Consider the following 19,895-nt stretch of genomic DNA (forward strand, 5'->3'; position numbering starts at 1 on the left):
GCAACCCGCAGGGACGGGCCCGTTTTTGCGCGGAACGTCGTTACTCGACGGCTCATTTGGACGACCAAACCTCGCGTCTCGCGCCTAGCTCCGCGCAAAAACGGGCTCCGTCGCGGCCGTGAACGAAACGGGAACAGACCCTAGGCCCGCACGGCGAGGGCGCCACTTTAAAATAGCCATGCCATACTTCCGGGCATCTCGCCTGGAAGTTGAAGTCGCACCATGCCCAAAGGATTGAAACGCGCCACGAGCGCACTGCTGATCGCCATTGCCCTCTACAGCCTGCTCGGTTTCCTGATCCTGCCCGGCATCGCCCTGCGCATCGCCAATCAGCAGTTGACGCAACTGGCCAACGTGCCGGCGCGCCTGGAGCGTATCGAGCTCAATCCCTTCAGCTTGGAGCTGAGTCTCTGGGGCCTGCATATTGGCGAGACGGACAAGGAACAGATTGCCTTCGATCGCCTGTACGCCAACCTGCAACTCGATAGCCTGTGGGGCGGCGCCCTGCACCTGTCCGATATCGAGTTGGAGAAGGCCCGCAGCGAACTGCTGTTCGCCAAGGACGGTACGCTCAATCTGACCCAGCTGTTCAAGCTGCCCGCCAGCCCGGAGCAACCGGCTGCGACAGAACCGAGTGAGCCCTTCCCGCTGCGTATCCAGCGCATCGAGCTGATCGAGAATGGCCTGCACTTCCGCGACTTGCGCCCCAGCGAGCCGGTCGAGTTCGTCTATGACTCGCTCAACCTGGAGCTGAAGAACCTCAGCACCCTGCCCGATGACAATGCCGAGATGAACCTGATCGCGGTCGGCCCCAACGGCGGCCGCCTCGATTGGCAAGGGCAGATCAGCCTCAGCCCGATCAGCTCCAGCGGCCAGCTGAAAATCACCGATGGCAAGTTGAAAGGCGTCTGGCCCTATGTGCGCGATGCCCTGCCACTGGTGCTGGAGGATGGCGTGGTCAGCCTGAGCACCGACTACCGCATGAGCCTGGCCAAGGGCAGCGAGCTGCTGCTGAGCAACACCGCGATCGACTTGCGCAACTTCGCCATCAAGAGCCCGCAGGACAAACCCCTGCTGCGCCTGGCCAGCCTGAACATCACCGAGACCAGCCTGGATCTGGCCAAGCAACAGGTCATAGTCGGCAAGATTCGCAGCCAGAAGCTGGAAACCTGGGCCGCCCGCGAGAAGGATGGCCAACTGGACTGGCAGAAACTGCTGGCCAGCCAGCCGAGCAAACCCACACCGGCGCCTGCCTCGGCTCCAGCTCCAGCTCCAGCTCCAGCTCCGGCTCCGGCTCCGGCTCCGGCTCCGAACGAGGGTGGCGCAGGCTCCACACCAACCACCTCAGATGACAACGCAAGCGCTGCCGTAGCGGCCGGCGAAACACCCCCGGCAGCGCCAGGCGCAGCCACCGAGCCGGCGCCTGCAGCGCCTGCAACTGCCACCGAGCCGGGGAAACCCTGGCAAGTGATCCTGCGTGACGTGCAGCTGCGCGACTACCAGGTCCACCTGGCCGATCGCGCTCCAGGCCAGGAGGTCAAGGTCGAGCTGGGCCCGCTCAACCTCGACCTCAAGGACTTCGACAGCCTGGGCACCTCGCCTTTTGCCCTCAAACTCGATACCGGCCTGAACCAGAAAGGCCAGCTCAAGGTCGACGGCCAGGTGCAACTGACCCCGACCACGGCCAAACTGCAGGTGGCCACCCGCGATATCGACCTGCGCCTGGCCCAGGCCTACATCACCCCGCTGATGCGCCTGGAGCTGCGCAGCGGCCTGCTCGGCAGCGACCTGGCCGTCGACCTGAAAAGCGTCGAGCCGCTGGCGTTCAGCATCGGCGGACGCGCCGAGGTCAACCAACTACACACCCTCGACACGCTCAAGGAGCGCGACTTCCTCAAGTGGCAGCAGCTGGTGGTGGACGGACTCGACTATCGCCACGGCGAAGGCCTGGCGATCCAGCAGGTCAGCCTGCAGCAGCCCTATACCCGCTTCATCATCAATGAAGACCTGACCACCAACGTCAACGACCTGATCATCGCCCAGCCGGCCGAACCGAATGCCAAGCCAGAACCGGCCGGCGAGCCGATGCCGATCCGCATTGGCGGCATCAGCATCGCGGATGGCTCGGCCAACTTCGCCGACTTCAGCCTGACCCCCAACTTCGCCACGGCCATCCAGCAGCTCAACGGCAAGATCGGCACCCTCGACAACCAGAGCCCGAAAACCGCCAGCGTGGATATCAAGGGCAAGGTCGACAAGTACGCACCGGTCACCATCAAGGGCAAGCTGACGCCGTTCGACCCGATGAACAGCCTGGATATCGCCACCAGCTTCAAGAATGTCGAACTGACCACCCTCACCCCTTACTCCGGCAAGTTCGCCGGCTACCGCATCCGCAAGGGCCGGCTCAACCTCGACCTGCACTACCAGATCGAGAAAGGCCAGCTCAATGCCGAGAACAAGGTGCTGGTGGAGGACCTGCAACTGGGCGAACAGGTCGACAGCAAGGACGCCGTGGACCTGCCGATCCGCCTGGCCGTGGCCCTGCTCAAGGACACCAACGGCAATATCGAGATCGCGCTGCCGGTGCAGGGCAACCTCAACAGCCCGGAATTCAGCGTGATGCCGATCGTCTGGCAGACCCTGCGCAATCTGGTGCTGCGCGCCGCCCAGGCGCCCTTCAAGTTCATCGCCGGCCTGGTCGGCGGCAGCGAGGTCGATCTCAGCCAGGTGCAGTTCACCGCCGGCAGCGATGAGCTGGACGGCGCGGCACAGAAGGCCCTGGACACCCTGGCCGCCGCCCTCAAGGAGCGCCCGGCATTGCGCCTGGAAGTCGAAGGCATGAGCGCCCAGAGCAGCGACGGCCCGCCGCTCGCCGCCGCGCGCCTGGAGCGCGAATACCAGAACACCTGGTACAAAATGCTGCAGCGCCGCGGCGATGCGGTGCCCGCCGAACCGGAGCAGCTGGTGGTCGATGAGGACGACAAGGCGGTGCTGCTGGAAGGCATCTACCGCACCCGTCTCAAGCAGCAGCCACCGGCCGAATGGGCCGAGCTACCGGATGAGGAGCGTGGCGCCAAGCTGAAAGACGCCGTGCTGCAATCCTGGGGGCAAAGCGAGCTGCTCCTGCGCCAGCTGGCCCAGGCCCGCGCCGCCAGCATCAAGGACTATCTGGTGGAGCGCGGCGGCCTGGCCGATCAGCGTATCTACCTGCTCGACGTCAGCAGCAGCGAGGCCCTGGCCGACGGCAAGGTCGCCACCACCCTGCACCTGGGCAGTGAGTAAGACTATGCCACGCCAACTGCTCTGCCTGGCCCTGCTGACACTCTGCAGCGGCCTGGTCCAGGCCGGCAGCATGCGCTGCGGCACGCAACTGGTCAGCGAGGGTGACCGCGCCTTCGAGGTCGAGCGCAAGTGCGGTGAGCCGACCTACCGCGACCTGGTCGGCTACACCCTGGGCAGCTACGACCGGCGCGAGTTCAAGATCGAGGAATGGGTCTACGGGCCGAACAACGGCATGCTCAGCATCCTCACCTTCGAAGGCAATCGCCTGATCCGCATCGAAACCCGTCGCGGCCGCTGACAGCCGACAAAAGCCAGTGTAGGCTGCCGGCCAATAGCCCCCTGCGGTGTGGAACTCTCGATGCGCAACGCCCTGCTGATCGTCCTTGGCCTGCTGTTCGCTGGTGCTGCACAGGCCAGCTCCACCCTGCGCTGCGGCAGCAAACTGATCAGCACCGGCGACCTGGCAGGCGAGGTGCTGGACAAGTGTGGCGAGCCAGTCAGCCGCGACTTCCTCGGTTACCGCGAAGTGGTCGATTACTACGGCTACGCCAGCGAAGTGGCCATCGAGGAGTGGATCTATGGCCCGCGCAACGGCATGCTTTATTTCCTGCGTCTGGAAGGCAATCGCCTGATCAAGATCGACAGCAAACGCGGCGACTGAGCCGCCAACCTCCGCGTTACTCTCCCATGAACAAGGATGCTCTAAATGAAAACTCTCGTTATCGGTGCCCTGCTGGCTGTCTGCAGTTTTTCGGCTTCGGCCTCCATGCGCTGCGACAGCGGTATCGCCAGCGAAGGTGATCGCAGCAGCGAGGTGCGCATGAAGTGCGGTGCCCCGGCCAGCCAGAGCGTGATCGGCTACACCCTCAATGAGCAGGGCGAGCAGGAGTTCAAACAGGAAGAGTGGGTCTACGGCCCGCGCAACGGCATGTACTACTTCCTGATGTTCGAGGCGGAGCGCCTGAAGAGCATCGAGAGCAAGCGCGGCCAGTAAACCCTCGCGACACGGAAGTAAGTCATGCTGATCATCCCGGCCGAACACCCGCTGGACTGGAAACGTCCGCCCGTCATCACCTTGCTGCTGATCCTGCTCAACACCCTGATCTACTTTGGCTACCAGGGTGGCGATCAGGCGCGCGAGGAAACAGCGGTGCGCACCTACCTCGACGGCGGCCTGCTCAATCGCGAGCGGGCACTCTTCACCGAGGACTTCAGCCAGCGCCGGGAACTGGATCGGGACGAACGCGAATACCTCGACGGCATGCGCCGCCAGGACCTGGCGGCGCTGATCCTGCATGACCTGGAGTTCGAGCACGGCCTGCACCAGCGCGCGGAGTATCGCGCGGACAACGCCTGGCAAGCGGCGCGGCAGCAAGCCGAAGCGGCGCGCGACCAGATCAGCAGCATGCGCTTCGGCTTTATCCCGGCCAGGTTCACGGTTGAAGGTCTGTTCGGTGCGATGTTCCTGCATGGCAGCTTCGACCACCTGCTGGGCAACATGCTGTTCCTGTTCATCTTCGGCTTCGCCCTGGAAATCGCCCTGGGCCGCGCCGTCTATCTGGGCCTGTACCTGCTCAGCGGCGTGGCCTCGCACCTGCTCTGGTGGGCGGTGGATCCGGTCTGGGTCAGCGGGGTCGGCGCCTCCGGGGCGATCTCCGGGCTAATGGGCATGTACCTGGGCGTCTACGGCCTGCGCAAGATCAACTTCTTCTACTGGCTCGGCCCGCTGTTCGGCTACTTCAAGGCGCCGGCGCTGTGGATTCTGCCGGTGTGGATGGGCAAGGAGCTCTACGGCCTGCTGCTGGCCGAGGGCAACACCAACTACTACGCCCACCTCGGTGGCCTAGGTGCCGGTTTCCTCGCCGTGTGGCTGCCGCGCCTGGGCGGGCGCCTCAAGGTCGACGAGGCCTACCTGCACAAGGAAGACCCCGACGCGCCATTCAAGCGTGAACTGGCCGCCCTCGACCAACTGCTCAGCCAGTTCGCCCTGGACCAGGCCGCCAGCCGCGGGCCGGACCTACTGGCGCGCTATCCCGGCCGCCCAGCACTGCTGGAACGCCTCTACGCGGTAGCCCGCGGACGCCAGGACAAGGCCCTGCTCAGTGGCGTGCTCAAGCAACTGTTTGCCCTGCCCGAGCACAGTGAGAGTCTGGTCCTGCTACGGAGGATTGCCGATGACAGCGGCGAAATGGAGCAACGCCTGCTGCAGCACCCGGCCGTGCAACTGCACCTGCTGTCACCGCTGATCCGCGCTGGCGAAGGACAGCGCGCCCTAGGCGCCTGGCGCCGCCTGAGCCGCAGCCCACAACTGCCGTCGCAGTTTCCCGCACTGACCCTGCAGCTGGCTCGCCAGCTCGGCCAGCGTCAGGATCTGAGTGGCGTCAGCGAGCTGAGCCGCTTCCTGCGCCAAGCCTTCCCGGAAGCCGAACAGACCCAGCAACTGGCCCTGTACCAGCAACACCTGGCGCGCTGAACGTAGCCCGGATGCAATCCGGGATTGCCCCCCCCCGGATTGCATCCGGGCTACAGGCCCTCAGCTGCGCTCGGCCAAACGCTGGATAGTCGCTTCCAACACAGTGACCTCAGCCAGCAGCGGTGACTGCGGGTAACGCGCGCGGATGAAACCGAGCAGCTTCTGCGCCGGCTCGAGCTGCCCCAGGCCCTCGGCAAAACCACGTGCGGCCAGCAGGTAGGCACGGGCAATGAACGGGTACTCGGGGAAGCGCTGGTGCAGGTTGCGCAACAGGCTGAGCCCTTCGCGGATCTTGTGTCGTTCGATCAGGGCCTGTGCCACCCGCTCACAGACCTGGGCATCGTCCGGCAGGTAATCAGCCTGCAATCGGCGCGCATTGAGCAACGCCGTGGCCGCCAGGGGCGGATTCAGCCGCGCCGCCAACGGCAAGTAATGGGCCAGATGGCGCAGGCAGCGCTCAGTGGCATTCAGGCCATAGAGCAACTGATGGAAACGCTCGTTCAGCTTGAGGTCATTGGGCAGGCGCTCCAAAGCCTGGGTCAGTATTTCCAAGGCCGGGCCGCTCTGACCTTCCTTGAGGCGAATTTCCGCTTCGGCCAGGGCCCGCCGCCGCTGGTACTCCTCGACAGGGAAACCCGCAGTGCTGCCCTCCTCGGCCACGGCAAAACCCAGCGCGCCCTGATACTGGAACACCGCATAGCCCATCATGGCGCACATCACCACGCTGAAATAACCGAACAGCAGGGTGGCAATCGGCATCAGCACCACCCTCGGCAAGCCGTTCGAGAGCATGTAGGTGACCCAGTCCGGCGACTGCCAGAGAATGAACAGGAACACCCAGAGGATCAGGTAGCGCCAGCCCATGGCCTTGATCACCTGGCCGATTTCGTCCGGGTTCAACGCTGCGCCCAGGGTCTTGTCCAGCGCCAGGCGGATGATGCAGGCCGGGATCACCAACTGCACACCTAGACTGACCGCCCAGAACAGAGCCTCACTGTCGAAGTCGGCTGCCAGCCACTGCGCACCGAAGGCGATGAAGAAGATCACCAGCAAACGCCAGAACAGGCCAAAACCTTCGATATCGAAGGCCGTGCGCAACGCGGGCGCATCGCGACCACCCTGGCTGGCCGTCTCGATCACCGTCTGCAGGTATTTGCAGGCCACACAGAACAGCGCCAGCCAGAGCAACTTCCAACCCGGCATGAACAGACTGGCCAGGGCCAACGCCACGGCAAACAGCAAGGGCCCCTGCTGTAAGCCATAGAGGAAGAATTGCGGAATGCGTTCCCAGAAAGGCTGGGCGGTATTCGCGGCCCCGAGAAAGCTCAGCCGCTGGCGGCACAGCGGGCACACCGGCTCCTGCTCAGGGGCATCGGCATTGAGCGGGATGCAGCAATCGCCGTAGTCCCGTTCGCAGGGTGCGCACTGCCAGGTAGCGGGTTGTGCCGGGTGGTAACGGCAGTAGGTGATATCCATCGCCAAACATCCTTGTGGGTACTACGCGAGCCGCCATTGTCCCGGCAAATCGCAGGCAAAAAAAGAGGGCCCGCAAGCGGGCCCTCCTTTTATTACCTGGCTACGGTTTAGACACCGGAAGCCTTGGCTGCAGCAACGTCTTTGATCGACAGCTTGATACGGCCGCGGTTGTCCACGTCCAGTACCAGTACTTCAACTTCCTGACCTTCTTTCAGAATGTCGGTCACTTTCTCAACGCGAGCGTCGCTCAGCATGGAGATGTGCACCAGACCGTCCTTGCCCGGCAGGATGTTGACGAAGGCGCCGAAGTCGACGATGCGCTCGACCTTGCCGACGTAGATCTTGCCGATCTCGGCTTCCGCGGTGATACCCAGTACGCGCTGACGCGCGGCCTCGGCCGCTTCCTTGGTTTCGCCGAAGATCTTGATCGAGCCGTCGTCTTCGATGTCGATCGAGGCCTTGGTCTCTTCGCAGATACCACGGATGGTCGCGCCACCCTTGCCGATGACGTCGCGGATTTTGTCCTGGTCGATCTTCATCGCGATCATGGTCGGGGCGTTAGCCGACAGCTCGCTACGCGACTGGGCAATGACCTGGTTCATCTGGCCGAGAATGTTCAGGCGCGCTTCCAGGGCCTGGCCCAGAGCAATTTCCATGATTTCTTCGGTGATGCCCTGGATCTTGATGTCCATCTGCAGTGCGGTGACGCCATTGGCGGTACCGGCAACCTTGAAGTCCATGTCGCCCAGGTGATCTTCGTCGCCGAGGATGTCGGTCAGAACGGCGAACTTCTCGCCTTCCTTGACCAGACCCATGGCGATACCGGCAACCGGGGCCTTCATCGGCACACCGGCGTCCATCAGGGCCAGGGAAGCGCCGCACACGGAAGCCATCGAGGACGAACCGTTGGATTCGGTGATTTCCGAGACCACGCGGATGGTGTACGGGAACACGTCGGCGGCCGGCAGCATGGCCTGGACCGAACGGCGGGCCAGACGGCCGTGACCGATTTCGCGGCGGCCGGTGGCGCCCATGCGGCCACACTCACCGACCGAGTACGGCGGGAAGTTGTAGTGCAGCATGAAGGGGTCTTTGCGCTCGCCTTCGAGGGTGTCGAGCAGCTGTGCGTCGCGGGCGGTACCGAGGGTGGCAACGACCAGGGCCTGGGTTTCGCCACGGGTGAACAGGGCCGAACCGTGGGTCTTGTCCAGTACACCGACTTCGATGTTCAGGCCACGCACGGTGCGGGTGTCACGGCCGTCGATACGCGGCTTGCCGTTGACGATGTTCTCGCGCACGGTGCGGTATTCGATTTCGCCGAAAGCGTCTTTGACTTCACCGGCGGATGGCTGACCTTCCTCACCGGAGAACTTGGCCACCACCTGATCTTTCAGCTCGCCCAGACGCGCGTAGCGGTCCTGCTTGATGATGATGGTGTAGGCCTGGGAGATCGCTTCACCGAACTCGCTGCGAATGGCATTGAGCAGAGCGGTGTTTTCCGCTTTCGGCTGCCAGTCCCAGGTCGGCTTGGCGGCTTCGGCAGCCAGCTCGGTAACGGCCTGGATCACGGCCTGGAATTCGTCGTGGGCGAACAGCACGGCGCCCAGCATCTGGTCTTCGGTCAGCTCTTTGGCTTCCGATTCAACCATCAGCACGGCGTCTTTGGTACCGGCTACGACCATGTCCAGGCTGGAGGCCTTGAGCTGCTCGTAGGTCGGGTTCAGCAGGTAGCCGGTTTCCGGGTGGAAGGCGACGCGCGCGGCACCGATCGGGCCGTTGAACGGGATGCCGGAGATGGCCAGGGCAGCCGAGGTACCGATCATCGCTGCGATGTCCGGATCGGTCTTCTTGCTGGTGGAAACCACGGTGCAGATGACCTGCACTTCGTTCTGGAAACCTTCCGGGAACAGCGGACGGATCGGACGGTCGATCAGGCGCGAGGTCAGGGTTTCTTTTTCCGAAGGACGCGCTTCACGCTTGAAGAAACCACCGGGGATCTTGCCCGCAGCGTAGGTTTTTTCCTGGTAGTGCACGGAGAGCGGGAAGAAGCCTTTGCTTGGGTCGGCAGTCTTGGCGCCGGTTACGGCGACCAGTACGGTGACGTCGTCGTCAACGGTGACCAGCACGGCGCCGGAGGCTTGACGGGCGATACGGCCAGTCTCGAGGGTTACGGTCGATTGACCGAACTGGAACTTCTTGATTACCGGGTTCACGGTGTTTTCCTTCTCTTGTTGCCTTGGGGGAACGGGTGGCACGAGGGATTACCCCTCTGAAAGTCTGTTCAGAATCCGGCTCGGTGAAGCGGATTGTGGACAGGCTCTAAATCCTTGTTGCAGAAAGCCAGAAGCTGGAAGCCCCAAGCCCCGGTCGGTTGAACCGACTGCGACTTTTGACTTCCAGCTTCTCACTTCAGGTGTACGTCTTAACGACGCAGACCCAGGCGACCGATAAGGGCGCTGTAACGCGAGGCATCTTTGCCCTTCAGGTAATCCAGCAGCTTACGACGCTGGTTAACCATACGGATCAGGCCACGACGGGAGTGGTGGTCTTTGCCGTTGGCCTTGAAGTGGCCTTGCAGCTTGTTGATGTTGAAAGTCAACAGAGCAACCTGCACTTCCGGCGAACCGGTGTCGCCTTCAGCTTGCTTGTAGTCGGTTACGATTTGGGCTTTTTCTTCAACGCTCAGTGCCATGGTAATGGGCTCCTAGAGTGAACAGGCCAGGGACTATTCCCTGTATTTAAAAGTGAGGGGTGACCGTGCCTGTTGACAGCCATCCTCGTACGCCAGCGGGTAACCCGCTAACGCCTGCATGCGGATAAATTCGCCTGCGCTTGCAGACGAATAAATCCGCCTGTGTCTCACCGCCCGCGAACGAATCCGCTGACGGTTTCGGTCATTCCGACCGAATCAGTCGACGCGGCGCAATGCGCCCGTCTTCGCTCACTTCACCGATACCGATGAAGCGGCCATTGTGATCTTGCACCCGCACCATGCCGAACTTCGGCGCTTCCGGTGCGCGTACCGGCTGCCCATGCAGCCAGTAGTAGGCGCTGTGCTCGCTGAACTGCAGCAGTGGCCAGTGTTGCAGGCCACTATCGGACGGCAGCAGGAAGCGGTCCACGGCCTCGTTGCCACCTTCGGCATGGGCCCGTTCCAGCTCTTCCAGGGTTACCGTCTGCGCCAGGCTGAACGGACCGGCCTGAGTACGCCGCAATTCGGCAACATGAGCACCGCAACCGAGCAACTGGCCGATATCCTCGACCAGGGTACGAATATAGGTGCCTTTGCTGCAGGCCACGCTCAAGCGCAGGTGCGACTGTTCGAGGCTGAGTAATTCCAGGCGCGCAATAGTAACAGAACGCGCCTCACGCTCCACTACTTCACCGGCTCGCGCCAGCTTGTACAACGGCTGGCCATCCTTCTTCAGGGCCGAGTACATCGGTGGTATCTGGCTGATTTCACCGCGAAAACGCGGCAGCAGCACTTCCACATCGTCCCGACCGACGGTCACCTCACGGCGCTCCAACACATCACCCTCGGCATCGCCGGTGGTGGTGGTCACGCCGAGCTGGGCCAGGGTCTCGTAACCCTTGTCGGCATCCAGAAGATACTGGGAGAACTTGGTCGCCTCACCGAAACACAGCGGCAGCACGCCGGTGGCCAACGGGTCGAGGCTGCCGGTGTGGCCGGCCTTCTCGGCATTCAGCAGCCAGCGCACCTTTTGCAGCGCGGCGTTGGAGCTGAAGCCGTGCGGCTTGTCGAGCAGGATGATGCCACTGACATTGCGGCGGATACGTTTGACCTGAGCCACGTCAATCGTCCTGATGCTTGCTGTCTTCGGCAACGGCACGCTCGATCAACGAGGACAGGTGCACACCGCGGGAGATGCTTTCGTCATAGTGGAAATGCAGCTGCGGCACGCTGCGCAGTTTCATCGCCTTGCCCAGCAGCATGCGCAGGTAACCGGCGGCGTCATTCAGGACGCGCACGTTCTGCTTGATCTTATCCAGGTCGTTCTCGCCCATCACGGTGATGAACACCTTGGCGTGACCGACATCGCGGCTGACTTCCACGGCGGTGACGGTGACGAAACCCAGGCGCGGGTCCTTGACCTCACGCGGAATCATCTGCGCCAGCTCGCGCTGGATCTGGTCGCCGATACGCTGGGTACGGCTGTATATCTTGGCCATTTTCCTTACCTCTCCCGCCGGCACTGCCAGCGGGTACAAAAGCGGCAAACGCCCGGCCGCGCTATGCGGGGCCGGGCGTTGCGTATTGCAGCTCGCGCGTTACAGCGTACGAGCCACCTGGACCTTCTCGAACACTTCGATCTTGTCGCCGACCTTAACGTCGTTGTAGCTCTTCACCGCGATACCGCACTCCATGCCGTTACGCACTTCGGACATGTCGTCCTTGAAGCGGCGCAGGGATTCCAGCTCGCCTTCGAAGATCACCACGTCTTCGCGCAGGACGCGAATCGGACGGTTACGGTGCACAACACCTTCGACCACCATACAACCGGCGACCGCGCCAAACTTCGGCGAACGGAACACGTCACGTACTTCGGCGATACCCAGGATGTTCTCGCGAACATCGCTGCCGAGCATGCCGGTCAGGGCTTTCTTGACGTCTTCGATGATGTCGTAGATCACGTTGTAGTAACGCATGTCCAGGCCTTCGGCCTCGACGATCTTGCGCGCACCGGCGTCGGCACGCACGTTGAAGCCGAACAGCACCGCGTTGGAGGCCAGCGCCAGGTTGGCATCGGATTCGGTGATGCCACCGACGCCGCCACCGACCACACGCACTTGCACTTCGTCGTTGCCCAGGCCGCTGAGCGAACCCTGCAGCGCTTCCAGCGAACCACGGACGTCGGACTTGAGGACGATGTTGAGCGTCTTCTTCTCTGCCTGGCCCATGTTCTCGAAGATGTTTTCCAGCTTGCCGGCATGTGCGCGAGCCAGTTTGACTTCGCGGAACTTGCCTTGACGGAACAGGGCCACTTCACGGGCCTTCTTCTCGTCGGCGACCACGGTCATGTCGTCACCCGCATCCGGGGTGCCGTCCAGGCCGAGGATCTCGACTGGAATCGACGGACCGGCTTCCTTGATCGGCTTACCGTTCTCGTCGAGCATGGCACGCACGCGGCCATAGTTGACGCCGACCAGGACCATATCGCCCTGACGCAGGGTACCGTCCTGTACCAGCACGGTGGCTACCGAGCCACGGCCCTTGTCCAGGCGGGACTCGACCACAACGCCGCGACCCGGAGCCGACGGAGTAGCTTTGAGTTCCAGAACTTCGGCTTGCAGCAGTACGGCTTCGAGCAGTTCGTCGACACCGGTACCCATTTTCGCCGAGACATTCACGAACGGCGTGTCGCCGCCCCACTCTTCCGGAATCACATCCAGCGCGGCCAGGCCGTTCTTGATGTTGTCCAGGTTGGCGCCCGGCTTGTCGATCTTGTTCACTGCAACCACGATCGGTACACCGGCCGCTTTCGCATGCTGCACGGCTTCCTGGGTCTGCGGCATCACGCCGTCGTCCGCAGCCACCACGAGGATGACGATGTCGGTCGCCTTGGCACCACGAGCACGCATCTGGGTGAACGCAGCGTGACCCGGGGTATCGAGGAAGGTGACCATGCCACGGTCGGTTTCGACGTGGTAGGCACCGATGTGCTGGGTGATGCCACCGGCTTCACCGGCTGCCACCTTGGCACGACGGATATAGTCGAGCAGCGAAGTCTTACCGTGGTCGACGTGGCCCATTACGGTCACGACCGGCGCCCGATGGAAGGTCTCACCTTCGAACTTCAGCGATTCCGCCAGTTGCTCTTCCAGGACGTTGTCGCTGACCAGTTTGACCTTGTGGCCAAACTCTTCGGCGATCAGCTGGGCTGTTTCCTGGTCCAGCACCTGGTTGATGGTCACCGGAGTGCCCAGCTTGAACATGAACTTGACGATTTCCGCGCCCTTGACCGCCATCTGTGCGGCCAGGTCAGCCACGGTGATGGTCTCGCCAATATTTACATCACGCACGATCGGCCCCGTTGGGCTCTGGAACCCATGTTGGTTACGCTTCTTCAACTTGCCTTTGCCACGGCCACCACGACGGAAACCATCGGTCTCTTCGTCGACGGTACGCGGAGCAACACGCGGAGCCGGTGCCTTTTCCTTAACGGTCGGGCGATGCTGGGTGGTCTTGCGATCACCACCGCGACGATCGGCATCGTCGCTGCGCGCTTTTTCCGGACGGCGCTGTTCTTCTTTCTTGCGCTCAGCCGCAGCCAGGTCGATTGCCGCAGCGGCCTCGACCGGAGCAATGACCGGAGCCGCTGCCGGAGCAGCCACTGCATCAGCTACAGCGCCCGCAGCAGCCGGCTGCTTGCGAGCCTCTTCCTCGGCGCGGCGAGCAGCTTCCTGCTCGGTCTTCAGACGAGTCGCTTCCTGAGCGACGCGCTGCTCTTCGAGCTCGCGCTGCTTCTCGGCTTCGATCTCGTCAGGGCTGCGCTTGACGTAGGTTTTCTTCTTACGCACTTCCACGCTGATGGTCTTGCTACCAGCGACTTTCAGGGTGGTAGTGGTTTTGCGTTGCAAGGTGATCTTGCGCGGCTCTTCCAGTTTCTCGCCGTGGCTGCTCTTGAGGTGGGCAAGCAGGGCTTGCTTCTCATTGTCGGTCACAACTTGCTCGGCACTGGTGTGCGGCAGACCCGCCTCACGCATCTGCTGCAGCAGGCGCTCTACCGGTGTGTCGACCACTTGGGCCAGTTCTTTCACCGTGACTTGCGTCATGCACTTCTCTCCTCAGGCCGTAAAACTTACTCGAACCAATGGGCTCGGGCGGCCATGATCAGCTTGCCGGCACGCTCTTGGTCGATGCCGTCGATGTCGAGCAAGTCGTCAATCGACTGCTCGGCCAGGTCTTCGCGGGTAACAACACCGCGTACTGCCAGTTCTTGCGCCAGGTTCTTGTCCATGCCTTCCAGGGACAGCAAGTCCTCGGCAGGCTGGGCATCGGCCAGCTTCTCTTCGTTGGCGATGGCCTTGGTCAGCAGACGGTCCTTGGCACGAGCACGCAGCTCGTTGACGATGTCCTCGTCGAAACCGTCGATGCTGAGCATCTCTTCCATCGGTACGTAGGCGATTTCTTCCAGGCTGGTGAAGCCTTCTTCGACCAGCACCTGGGCCAGCTCTTCGTCGACTTCCAGCTCGTCGATGAAGTTCTGCAGGATGTCGCCGGTCTCGGCTTGCTGCTTGGCCTGGATGTCGGCCTCGGTCATCACGTTGAGTGTCCAGCCGGTCAGCTGACTGGCCAGGCGCACGTTCTGGCCACCACGACCGATGGCCTGGGCCAGGTTGTCTTCACCAACGGCGATATCCATGGCATGGGTGTCTTCGTCGACGATGATCGCAGCCACTTCGGCCGGGGCCATGGCGTTGATCACGAACTGCGCGACGTTGTCGTCCCACAGCACGATGTCCACGCGCTCGCCACCCAACTCACCGGAAACGGCCTGCACACGCGAACCGCGCATGCCAATACAGGCACCTTGCGGATCAATACGCTTGTCTTTGGAACGCACGGCGATCTTGGCGCGCGAGCCCGGGTCACGGGAGGCGGCCATCACTTCGATCAGCTCTTCAGCGATTTCCGGCACTTCGATGCGGAACAGCTCGATCAGCATCTGCGGCGCAGTACGCGACAGAATCAGCTGCGGACCGCGGTTCTCGGTGCGGATTTCCTTGAGCAGGGCACGCAGACGGGCACCGACACGGAAGGTTTCACGCGGGATGATGTCTTCGCGAGCCAGCAACGCTTCGGCATTGTTACCCAGATCGACAATCACACTGTCGCGGGTCACTTTCTTCACGGTACCGGAGATGATCTCGCCAACACGCTCGCGGTAGGCGTCAACCACCTGGGCACGCTCGGCCTCGCGTACTTTCTGCACGATGACCTGCTTGGCAGTTTGCGCAGCAATGCGGCCGAACTCGATCGAATCGACCGGCTCTTCAACAATGTCGCCGGCCTTGGCACCTGGCTTCTGCTCTTGGGCTTGTTCGACAGTCAGCTCGGCTGCCGGGTTTTCCAGGTCGTCTTCTTCGACCACATTCCAGCAGCGGAAAGTTTCATAATTACCGGTGTGGCGATTGATCTCCACACGCAGCTCGACCTCGTCGTCAAAACGCTTCTTGGTCGCCGTCGCCAGAGCCAGCTCCAGCGCTTCAAAAATTACACTGGCCGGTACGCCTTTTTCGTTGGATACCGACTCTACTACCAGCAGTACTTCTTTACTCATCGTACGCCTCGCCTTTCGCAATCCATTGGAGCCACGCAATCCGCGCTAACTGCGCACTCCGCGTACTCCGCGGGATCCGCGCCTCAGTCAAAACGGGGGATTATGTTGGCCTTGTCGATCAGGTCGATCGGCAACAGGTATTCGTGGTCATCCACCAGCACCACCACGTCCTGCTCCTCCACACCGCGGAGAAGGCCCTGGAAATTGCGCCGCCCATCAAACGGCGAACGCAACTTGATTTTCACTTGCTCACCAACGTGCTTGGCAAACTGTTCAAGACTGAACAACGGCCGATCCATACCCGGCGACGACACCTCGAGGGTGTACTCGCTGGCAATCGGATCCTCGACATCCAGCACACCGCCGATCTGCCGACTGACCTTTTCACAATCCTCAACCAGCACACCATCTGCCTGATCGATATAGACCCGGAGCACGGAATGCCGACCCTGAGACAGGAACTCGACACCCCAGCACTCGTAGCCAAGCGACTCCACTACCGGGGCCAACAAGGCCTGCAACTGCTCTAGCTTGCTCGACACCTGAACCCCTCCGTGCATGTCGTACAAATAAAAAATGGGCGAAACGCCCATCATCGAGCCACTCAGAAAACTGGCGGCGGACTGTCCAGCTAGCAAAAAGCCCCTGAAAAGGGGCTTCTATACCACTGGTTGCGGGGGCTGGATTTGAACCAACGACCTTCGGGTTATGAGCCCGACGAGCTACCAGACTGCTCCACCCCGCGTCAAAGCTGGGGCGAAAGTATACGGCTGACACCCCTTCCGGGTCAACCGAACCACCAGAAACAACAGAGCCCGCACAAAGCGGGCCCTGTTGATTTGGTACCGAGGAGGGGACTCGAACCCCTACAGCCTATGGCCACTACCACCTCAAGGTAGCGTGTCTACCAATTCCACCACCTCGGCAAAAACGGGTGTTACTTCTGCTCCGGAGAGCTCGGCACATCAGCTGCCTCAACAGCTGGAGCCTGCTCTTCGAGCACCGGCACATCTTCGACAGCCGGCTTTTCCTGTTGCACTTCAAGCACCGCCGGATCCGGCAGGCCTGCTTGCGTCAGCATATCAGACTTTTCTTTAGCAAAGAACGCTAAACCCAAGCTGGTAATGAAAAAAATCGCAGCGAGTATACCGGTAAAGCGACTCAGAAAGGTAGCCGAACCCTGACTACCGAATACGGTAGCCGAAGCACCAGCACCAAACGAAGCACCTGCATCGGCACCCTTACCCTGCTGCAGCAACACCAGTGCAACCACACCAATGGCAACCAGCAGATGGACAACAATTACGACTGTTTCCAGCATTTTTCAGTTTCCTGCAGCGCGACAGATCGCACCAAACTCATCTGCATTCAGAGAGGCCCCACCAATGAGCCCCCCATCGATATCCGGCATGCCGAACAGTTCGGCAGCATTCGCAGCTTTCACGCTGCCACCGTACAAAATCCTAACTTCGCGCGCCACTTCGGCATTCTCCGCCGCCAGCTGCGCACGTATGGCTGCATGGACATCCTGCGCCTGCTGTGGCGATGCGGTCAGCCCAGTACCAATGGCCCAGACCGGCTCATACGCAACCACAGCGCGAGCGAAAGCCCCCACGCCCAACTCTTCAATCACGCTACCGAGCTGACCAGCAACCACCTCAAGGGTCTTGCCAGCCTGACGCTGCTCCAGCGTTTCACCCACACACAGCACAGGCACCAAACCACAGGACTGCGCTGCAGCAAATTTGCGACTGAGGATATCGTCGCGCTCACCGAGAATCTGGCGACGCTCGGAATGCCCAACCAGCACCAACGAACAACCCGCATCTGCCAACTGGCTTGGCGCTACCTCTCCCGTCAAAGCACCCTGCATCGGCTCTACAGCACAATTTTGAGCACCAACGGCGATCGACTTGCCTTCCAGACCTGCAATCACCTGATTGATGTAAAGGCAGGGCGGAAAAACCGCAACCTCCACACCACTCGGCAATGCAAGCTGACGAAGGCCCTTGATCAGCTCTGCGACGCTGGCGCGGGTACCGTGCATTTTCCAGTTACCAGCTACCAGGGGGCGACGCATGCCAGACCTCGTCGATCAAAGTGGGCGCAGATGTTACCCAAGAGCACCCACACTGGCAAGCCAATCAGGCACAGACTTCAGTGACTACTTTCGCCAACTCTTCGGCATAACCGCGCACCTGCGCCTCATCCTCACCCTCGACCATCACCCGCACCAACGGCTCGGTACCGGACTTGCGCAGCAAGACCCGCCCACGCCCCGCCATGCGCTCGGTCACCCGCGCACAGGCATCCTTGACCGCCGGATGCTCGATTGGGTCGACACCGCCGGCAAACCGCACGTTGATCAGCACCTGCGGGCACTTATGCAAAGCCTGACGCGCTTCAGCCAGGGTCTGACCATTACGCTTGAGCGCCATCAGTACCTGCAGAGCAGCAATGATCGCATCACCGGTGGTGGTGTGCTGGAAACACACCAGGTGCCCCGAGTTTTCTCCGCCCAGCTGCCAGTCACGCTCCTGCAGCTCGGCCATCACATAGCGGTCACCCACCTTGGCTCGCGAGAAGGGAATACCCTGCTCGGCCAACGCCAGCTCCAGCCCCAGGTTGCTCATCAGCGTCCCCACCACGCCGCCACCGAGCTTGCCGCGCTCCTGCAAATCACGCGCGATGATGAACAGCAACTCATCGCCATCCACCACGGTACCGGCGTGATCGACCATCAATACGCGATCACCATCACCATCGAAGGCAATTCCCAGATCAGCCTGCTGCGCCAGCACTTCCGCCTGCAACCCAGCAACATGGGTCGAACCACAATCATCATTGATGTTGAGGCCGTTAGGCTGCACCGCCAGGGTCGAGACCTGCGCACCCAACTCACGGAAAACACTGGGCGCAACTTTATAGGTGGCGCCATGGGCACAATCGATCACCAGCTTGAGCCCGGCAAAACTGGTACTGGTGGGCACACTGCTCTTGCAGAATTCGATATAGCGCCCAGCCGCATCATTAATGCGGGAAACCTTGCCGAGCTGCGCCGACTCGACCACGGTCATCGGCTGATCAAGTAGCTCCTCGATCATCAACTCGACTTCATCCGGCAGCTTGGTGCCCTTGCCGGAAAAGAACTTGATGCCATTGTCATAATGCGGATTGTGCGACGCACTGATGACGATCCCGGCCTCGGCCTGGAAGGTGCGAGTCAGGTAAGCAATGGCCGGAGTGGGCATGGGCCCAAGCAGCATGACATCAGCTCCTGACGCCACAAGCCCGGCCTCAAGGGCCGACTCGAACATATAGCCAGAAATGCGCGTGTCTTTGCCGATCAGAATGCGGCACTTGCCCTGCTTGCGAAACGCCATACCGGCCGCCCAACCAAGCTTGAGCATGAACTCCGGGGTAATGGGAAATTGCCCAACATACCCACGAATACCGTCGGTCCCGAAATACTTTCTACTCATGCGAACTCCATTGTTCTTATTGCGCCGACTGCACAGCATCAATCATGCGTACGACATCAATCGTTTCAGCCACATCATGCACTCGCAGGATACTGACGCCCTGACTGGCAGCCAACGCCGCCAGCGCCAGACCACCATACAGCCGGTCGCCAACCTCGCGCCCCAAGGCCTGACCGATCATGCTCTTGCGCGACACACCCACCAGCAAAGGCCGACCGAGTGCATAAAGCTCCTGCATATGACGGAATAAGCTGAGATTGTGCGCCAGGGTCTTGGCAAAACCAAAACCGGGATCCAGCACAATCCGCTCGAGTGCGATGCCCGCCTCAGTGCATGCCGCCATTCGCTGCGCCAGGAATTCGCGCACTTCAGCCACCACATTCTGGTACTGCGGATCCTGCTGCATCACCCCAGGCTCGCCTTGCATGTGCATGAGACAAACCGGCAAACCCGTATCCGCCGCCGCCTGCAAGGCACCCTCGCGACGCAGCGCGCGCACATCATTGATCAGCCCTGCGCCCAACCGCGCACCCTCACGCATGACCGCAGGGGTTGAGGTATCCAGGGAAATAATCACGTCCAGATTGGCGGCGACAGCCTCGACCACCGGAGCCACGCGCTCCATCTCCTCGAGTGGCGAGACAGGCCGCGCACCCGGCCGAGTCGACTCCCCACCCACATCAATCAAGGTAGCGCCGGCAGCCAGCATTTCCTCCGCATGGCGCAGTGCCGCATCGCGCGCCGCAAAGCGACCGCCATCGGAGAAGGAGTCAGGGGTCACATTGAGGATGCCCATCACTTGCGGACGGCTTAAATCAAGAAACCGGCTGCCACAGGGCAGCCGGTCAAAGGTTGGCACAACAGACATTGGTAACC

Annotated in this window: 17 protein-coding genes and 2 tRNA genes; 5 read left to right on the forward strand and 14 right to left on the reverse strand. The window is 61.7% G+C overall.

From position 1 onward, the window contains the following. Nucleotides 1-222 precede the first annotated feature (222 nt). From HNE05_RS16550 to HNE05_RS16570, 5 genes are read left to right on the forward strand one after another with little or no spacing between them, the layout of a single operon-like run. A complete protein-coding gene (locus HNE05_RS16550) occupies nt 223-3,285 on the forward strand; it encodes a DUF748 domain-containing protein (RefSeq protein WP_173209369.1) in 3,063 nt (1,020 codons plus the stop codon). Between the two features lie 4 nt (nt 3,286-3,289). Then, complete coding sequence (locus HNE05_RS16555) at nt 3,290-3,583, forward strand: DUF2845 domain-containing protein (protein ID WP_173209371.1); 294 nt, start codon at nt 3,290-3,292, stop codon at nt 3,581-3,583. A 60-nt stretch (nt 3,584-3,643) separates the two neighbouring features. Then, complete coding sequence (locus tag HNE05_RS16560) at nt 3,644-3,946, forward strand: DUF2845 domain-containing protein (protein WP_173209373.1); 303 nt, start codon at nt 3,644-3,646, stop codon at nt 3,944-3,946. A 45-nt stretch (nt 3,947-3,991) separates the two neighbouring features. Then, on the forward strand, nt 3,992-4,279 hold the full coding sequence (locus tag HNE05_RS16565) for a DUF2845 domain-containing protein (RefSeq protein WP_173209375.1): 288 nt from the start codon (nt 3,992-3,994) through the stop codon (nt 4,277-4,279). 24 nt (nt 4,280-4,303) lie between these two features. Next, nucleotides 4,304-5,758 (forward strand): rhomboid family intramembrane serine protease, encoded by a 1,455-nt coding sequence (locus HNE05_RS16570; RefSeq protein ID WP_173209377.1) that lies wholly within the window; start codon nt 4,304-4,306, stop codon nt 5,756-5,758. Nucleotides 5,759-5,818: 60 nt separating this feature from the next. On the opposite strand, the gene HNE05_RS16575 is transcribed toward HNE05_RS16570, so the two are convergent. From HNE05_RS16575 to folP, 14 genes are all read right to left on the reverse strand, one after another. Beyond that, nucleotides 5,819-7,234, reverse strand: a complete 1,416-nt coding sequence (locus HNE05_RS16575) for a DUF4013 domain-containing protein (RefSeq protein WP_173209379.1) — start codon at nt 7,232-7,234, stop codon at nt 5,819-5,821. A gap of 107 nt (nt 7,235-7,341) precedes the next feature. Then, nucleotides 7,342-9,447: a polyribonucleotide nucleotidyltransferase gene (gene pnp, locus HNE05_RS16580; protein ID WP_173209381.1), complete on the reverse strand. Its 2,106-nt coding sequence runs from the start codon at nt 9,445-9,447 to the stop codon at nt 7,342-7,344. A 209-nt stretch (nt 9,448-9,656) separates the two neighbouring features. Next, nucleotides 9,657-9,926, reverse strand: a complete 270-nt coding sequence (gene rpsO / locus HNE05_RS16585) for a 30S ribosomal protein S15 (protein WP_173209383.1) — start codon at nt 9,924-9,926, stop codon at nt 9,657-9,659. A gap of 202 nt (nt 9,927-10,128) precedes the next feature. Further along, entirely contained in the window at nt 10,129-11,046 is a 918-nt protein-coding gene (gene truB / locus HNE05_RS16590; RefSeq protein WP_173209385.1) for a tRNA pseudouridine(55) synthase TruB, read from the reverse strand. Between the two features lies 1 nt (nt 11,047). After that, nucleotides 11,048-11,425 carry a 30S ribosome-binding factor RbfA gene (rbfA, locus tag HNE05_RS16595; protein WP_173209387.1) on the reverse strand — a complete coding sequence of 126 codons (378 nt, stop codon included), beginning with the start codon at nt 11,423-11,425 and terminating at the stop codon, nt 11,048-11,050. A 99-nt stretch (nt 11,426-11,524) separates the two neighbouring features. Then, nucleotides 11,525-14,029: a translation initiation factor IF-2 gene (infB, locus tag HNE05_RS16600; RefSeq protein ID WP_173209389.1), complete on the reverse strand. Its 2,505-nt coding sequence runs from the start codon at nt 14,027-14,029 to the stop codon at nt 11,525-11,527. A gap of 26 nt (nt 14,030-14,055) precedes the next feature. Continuing rightward, the gene (nusA, locus tag HNE05_RS16605) at nt 14,056-15,537 is read right to left on the reverse strand and encodes a transcription termination factor NusA (RefSeq protein ID WP_173209391.1); all 1,482 of its coding nucleotides are present in this window, start codon (nt 15,535-15,537) and stop codon (nt 14,056-14,058) included. A gap of 83 nt (nt 15,538-15,620) precedes the next feature. Further along, nucleotides 15,621-16,079, reverse strand: coding sequence for a ribosome maturation factor RimP (gene rimP / locus HNE05_RS16610; protein ID WP_173209393.1), 459 nt, complete (start codon nt 16,077-16,079; stop codon nt 15,621-15,623). Nucleotides 16,080-16,205: 126 nt separating this feature from the next. After that, nucleotides 16,206-16,282: transfer RNA gene (locus HNE05_RS16615), tRNA-Met, on the reverse strand. A 95-nt stretch (nt 16,283-16,377) separates the two neighbouring features. Beyond that, a tRNA-Leu gene (locus HNE05_RS16620) sits at nt 16,378-16,463 on the reverse strand. An 11-nt stretch (nt 16,464-16,474) separates the two neighbouring features. Further along, nucleotides 16,475-16,858: a preprotein translocase subunit SecG gene (secG, locus tag HNE05_RS16625; RefSeq protein ID WP_173209395.1), complete on the reverse strand. Its 384-nt coding sequence runs from the start codon at nt 16,856-16,858 to the stop codon at nt 16,475-16,477. Between the two features lie 3 nt (nt 16,859-16,861). Beyond that, entirely contained in the window at nt 16,862-17,617 is a 756-nt protein-coding gene (gene tpiA / locus HNE05_RS16630; RefSeq protein ID WP_173209397.1) for a triose-phosphate isomerase, read from the reverse strand. A 64-nt stretch (nt 17,618-17,681) separates the two neighbouring features. Beyond that, on the reverse strand, nt 17,682-19,019 hold the full coding sequence (glmM, locus tag HNE05_RS16635; protein ID WP_173209399.1) for a phosphoglucosamine mutase: 1,338 nt from the start codon (nt 19,017-19,019) through the stop codon (nt 17,682-17,684). Between the two features lie 16 nt (nt 19,020-19,035). Continuing rightward, a complete protein-coding gene (gene folP / locus HNE05_RS16640; protein ID WP_173209401.1) occupies nt 19,036-19,887 on the reverse strand; it encodes a dihydropteroate synthase in 852 nt (283 codons plus the stop codon). Nucleotides 19,888-19,895: the final 8 nt, after the last annotated feature.

It is taken from the genome of Pseudomonas campi (genome assembly GCF_013200955.2).
GTDB classification, from domain to species: Bacteria; Pseudomonadota; Gammaproteobacteria; order Pseudomonadales; family Pseudomonadaceae; genus Aquipseudomonas; species Aquipseudomonas campi.

Bases quoted from the DNA above. Each gene is read 5' to 3' on its own strand.
- nusA (WP_173209391.1), bottom strand. From the start codon at position 15,537: ATGAGTAAAGAAGTACTGCTGGTAGTAGAGTCGGTATCCAACGAAAAA.
- infB (WP_173209389.1), bottom strand. From the start codon at position 14,029: ATGACGCAAGTCACGGTGAAAGAACTGGCCCAAGTGGTCGACACACCG.
- HNE05_RS16560 (WP_173209373.1), top strand. From the start codon at position 3,644: ATGCGCAACGCCCTGCTGATCGTCCTTGGCCTGCTGTTCGCTGGTGCT.
- HNE05_RS16565 (WP_173209375.1), top strand. From the start codon at position 3,992: ATGAAAACTCTCGTTATCGGTGCCCTGCTGGCTGTCTGCAGTTTTTCG.
- HNE05_RS16555 (WP_173209371.1), top strand. From the start codon at position 3,290: ATGCCACGCCAACTGCTCTGCCTGGCCCTGCTGACACTCTGCAGCGGC.
- tpiA (WP_173209397.1), bottom strand. From the start codon at position 17,617: ATGCGTCGCCCCCTGGTAGCTGGTAACTGGAAAATGCACGGTACCCGC.
- HNE05_RS16570 (WP_173209377.1), top strand. From the start codon at position 4,304: ATGCTGATCATCCCGGCCGAACACCCGCTGGACTGGAAACGTCCGCCC.
- rpsO (WP_173209383.1), bottom strand. From the start codon at position 9,926: ATGGCACTGAGCGTTGAAGAAAAAGCCCAAATCGTAACCGACTACAAG.
- HNE05_RS16550 (WP_173209369.1), top strand. From the start codon at position 223: ATGCCCAAAGGATTGAAACGCGCCACGAGCGCACTGCTGATCGCCATT.
- secG (WP_173209395.1), bottom strand. From the start codon at position 16,858: ATGCTGGAAACAGTCGTAATTGTTGTCCATCTGCTGGTTGCCATTGGT.
- folP (WP_173209401.1), bottom strand. From the start codon at position 19,887: ATGTCTGTTGTGCCAACCTTTGACCGGCTGCCCTGTGGCAGCCGGTTT.
- glmM (WP_173209399.1), bottom strand. From the start codon at position 19,019: ATGAGTAGAAAGTATTTCGGGACCGACGGTATTCGTGGGTATGTTGGG.
- rbfA (WP_173209387.1), bottom strand. From the start codon at position 11,425: ATGGCCAAGATATACAGCCGTACCCAGCGTATCGGCGACCAGATCCAG.
- HNE05_RS16575 (WP_173209379.1), bottom strand. From the start codon at position 7,234: ATGGATATCACCTACTGCCGTTACCACCCGGCACAACCCGCTACCTGG.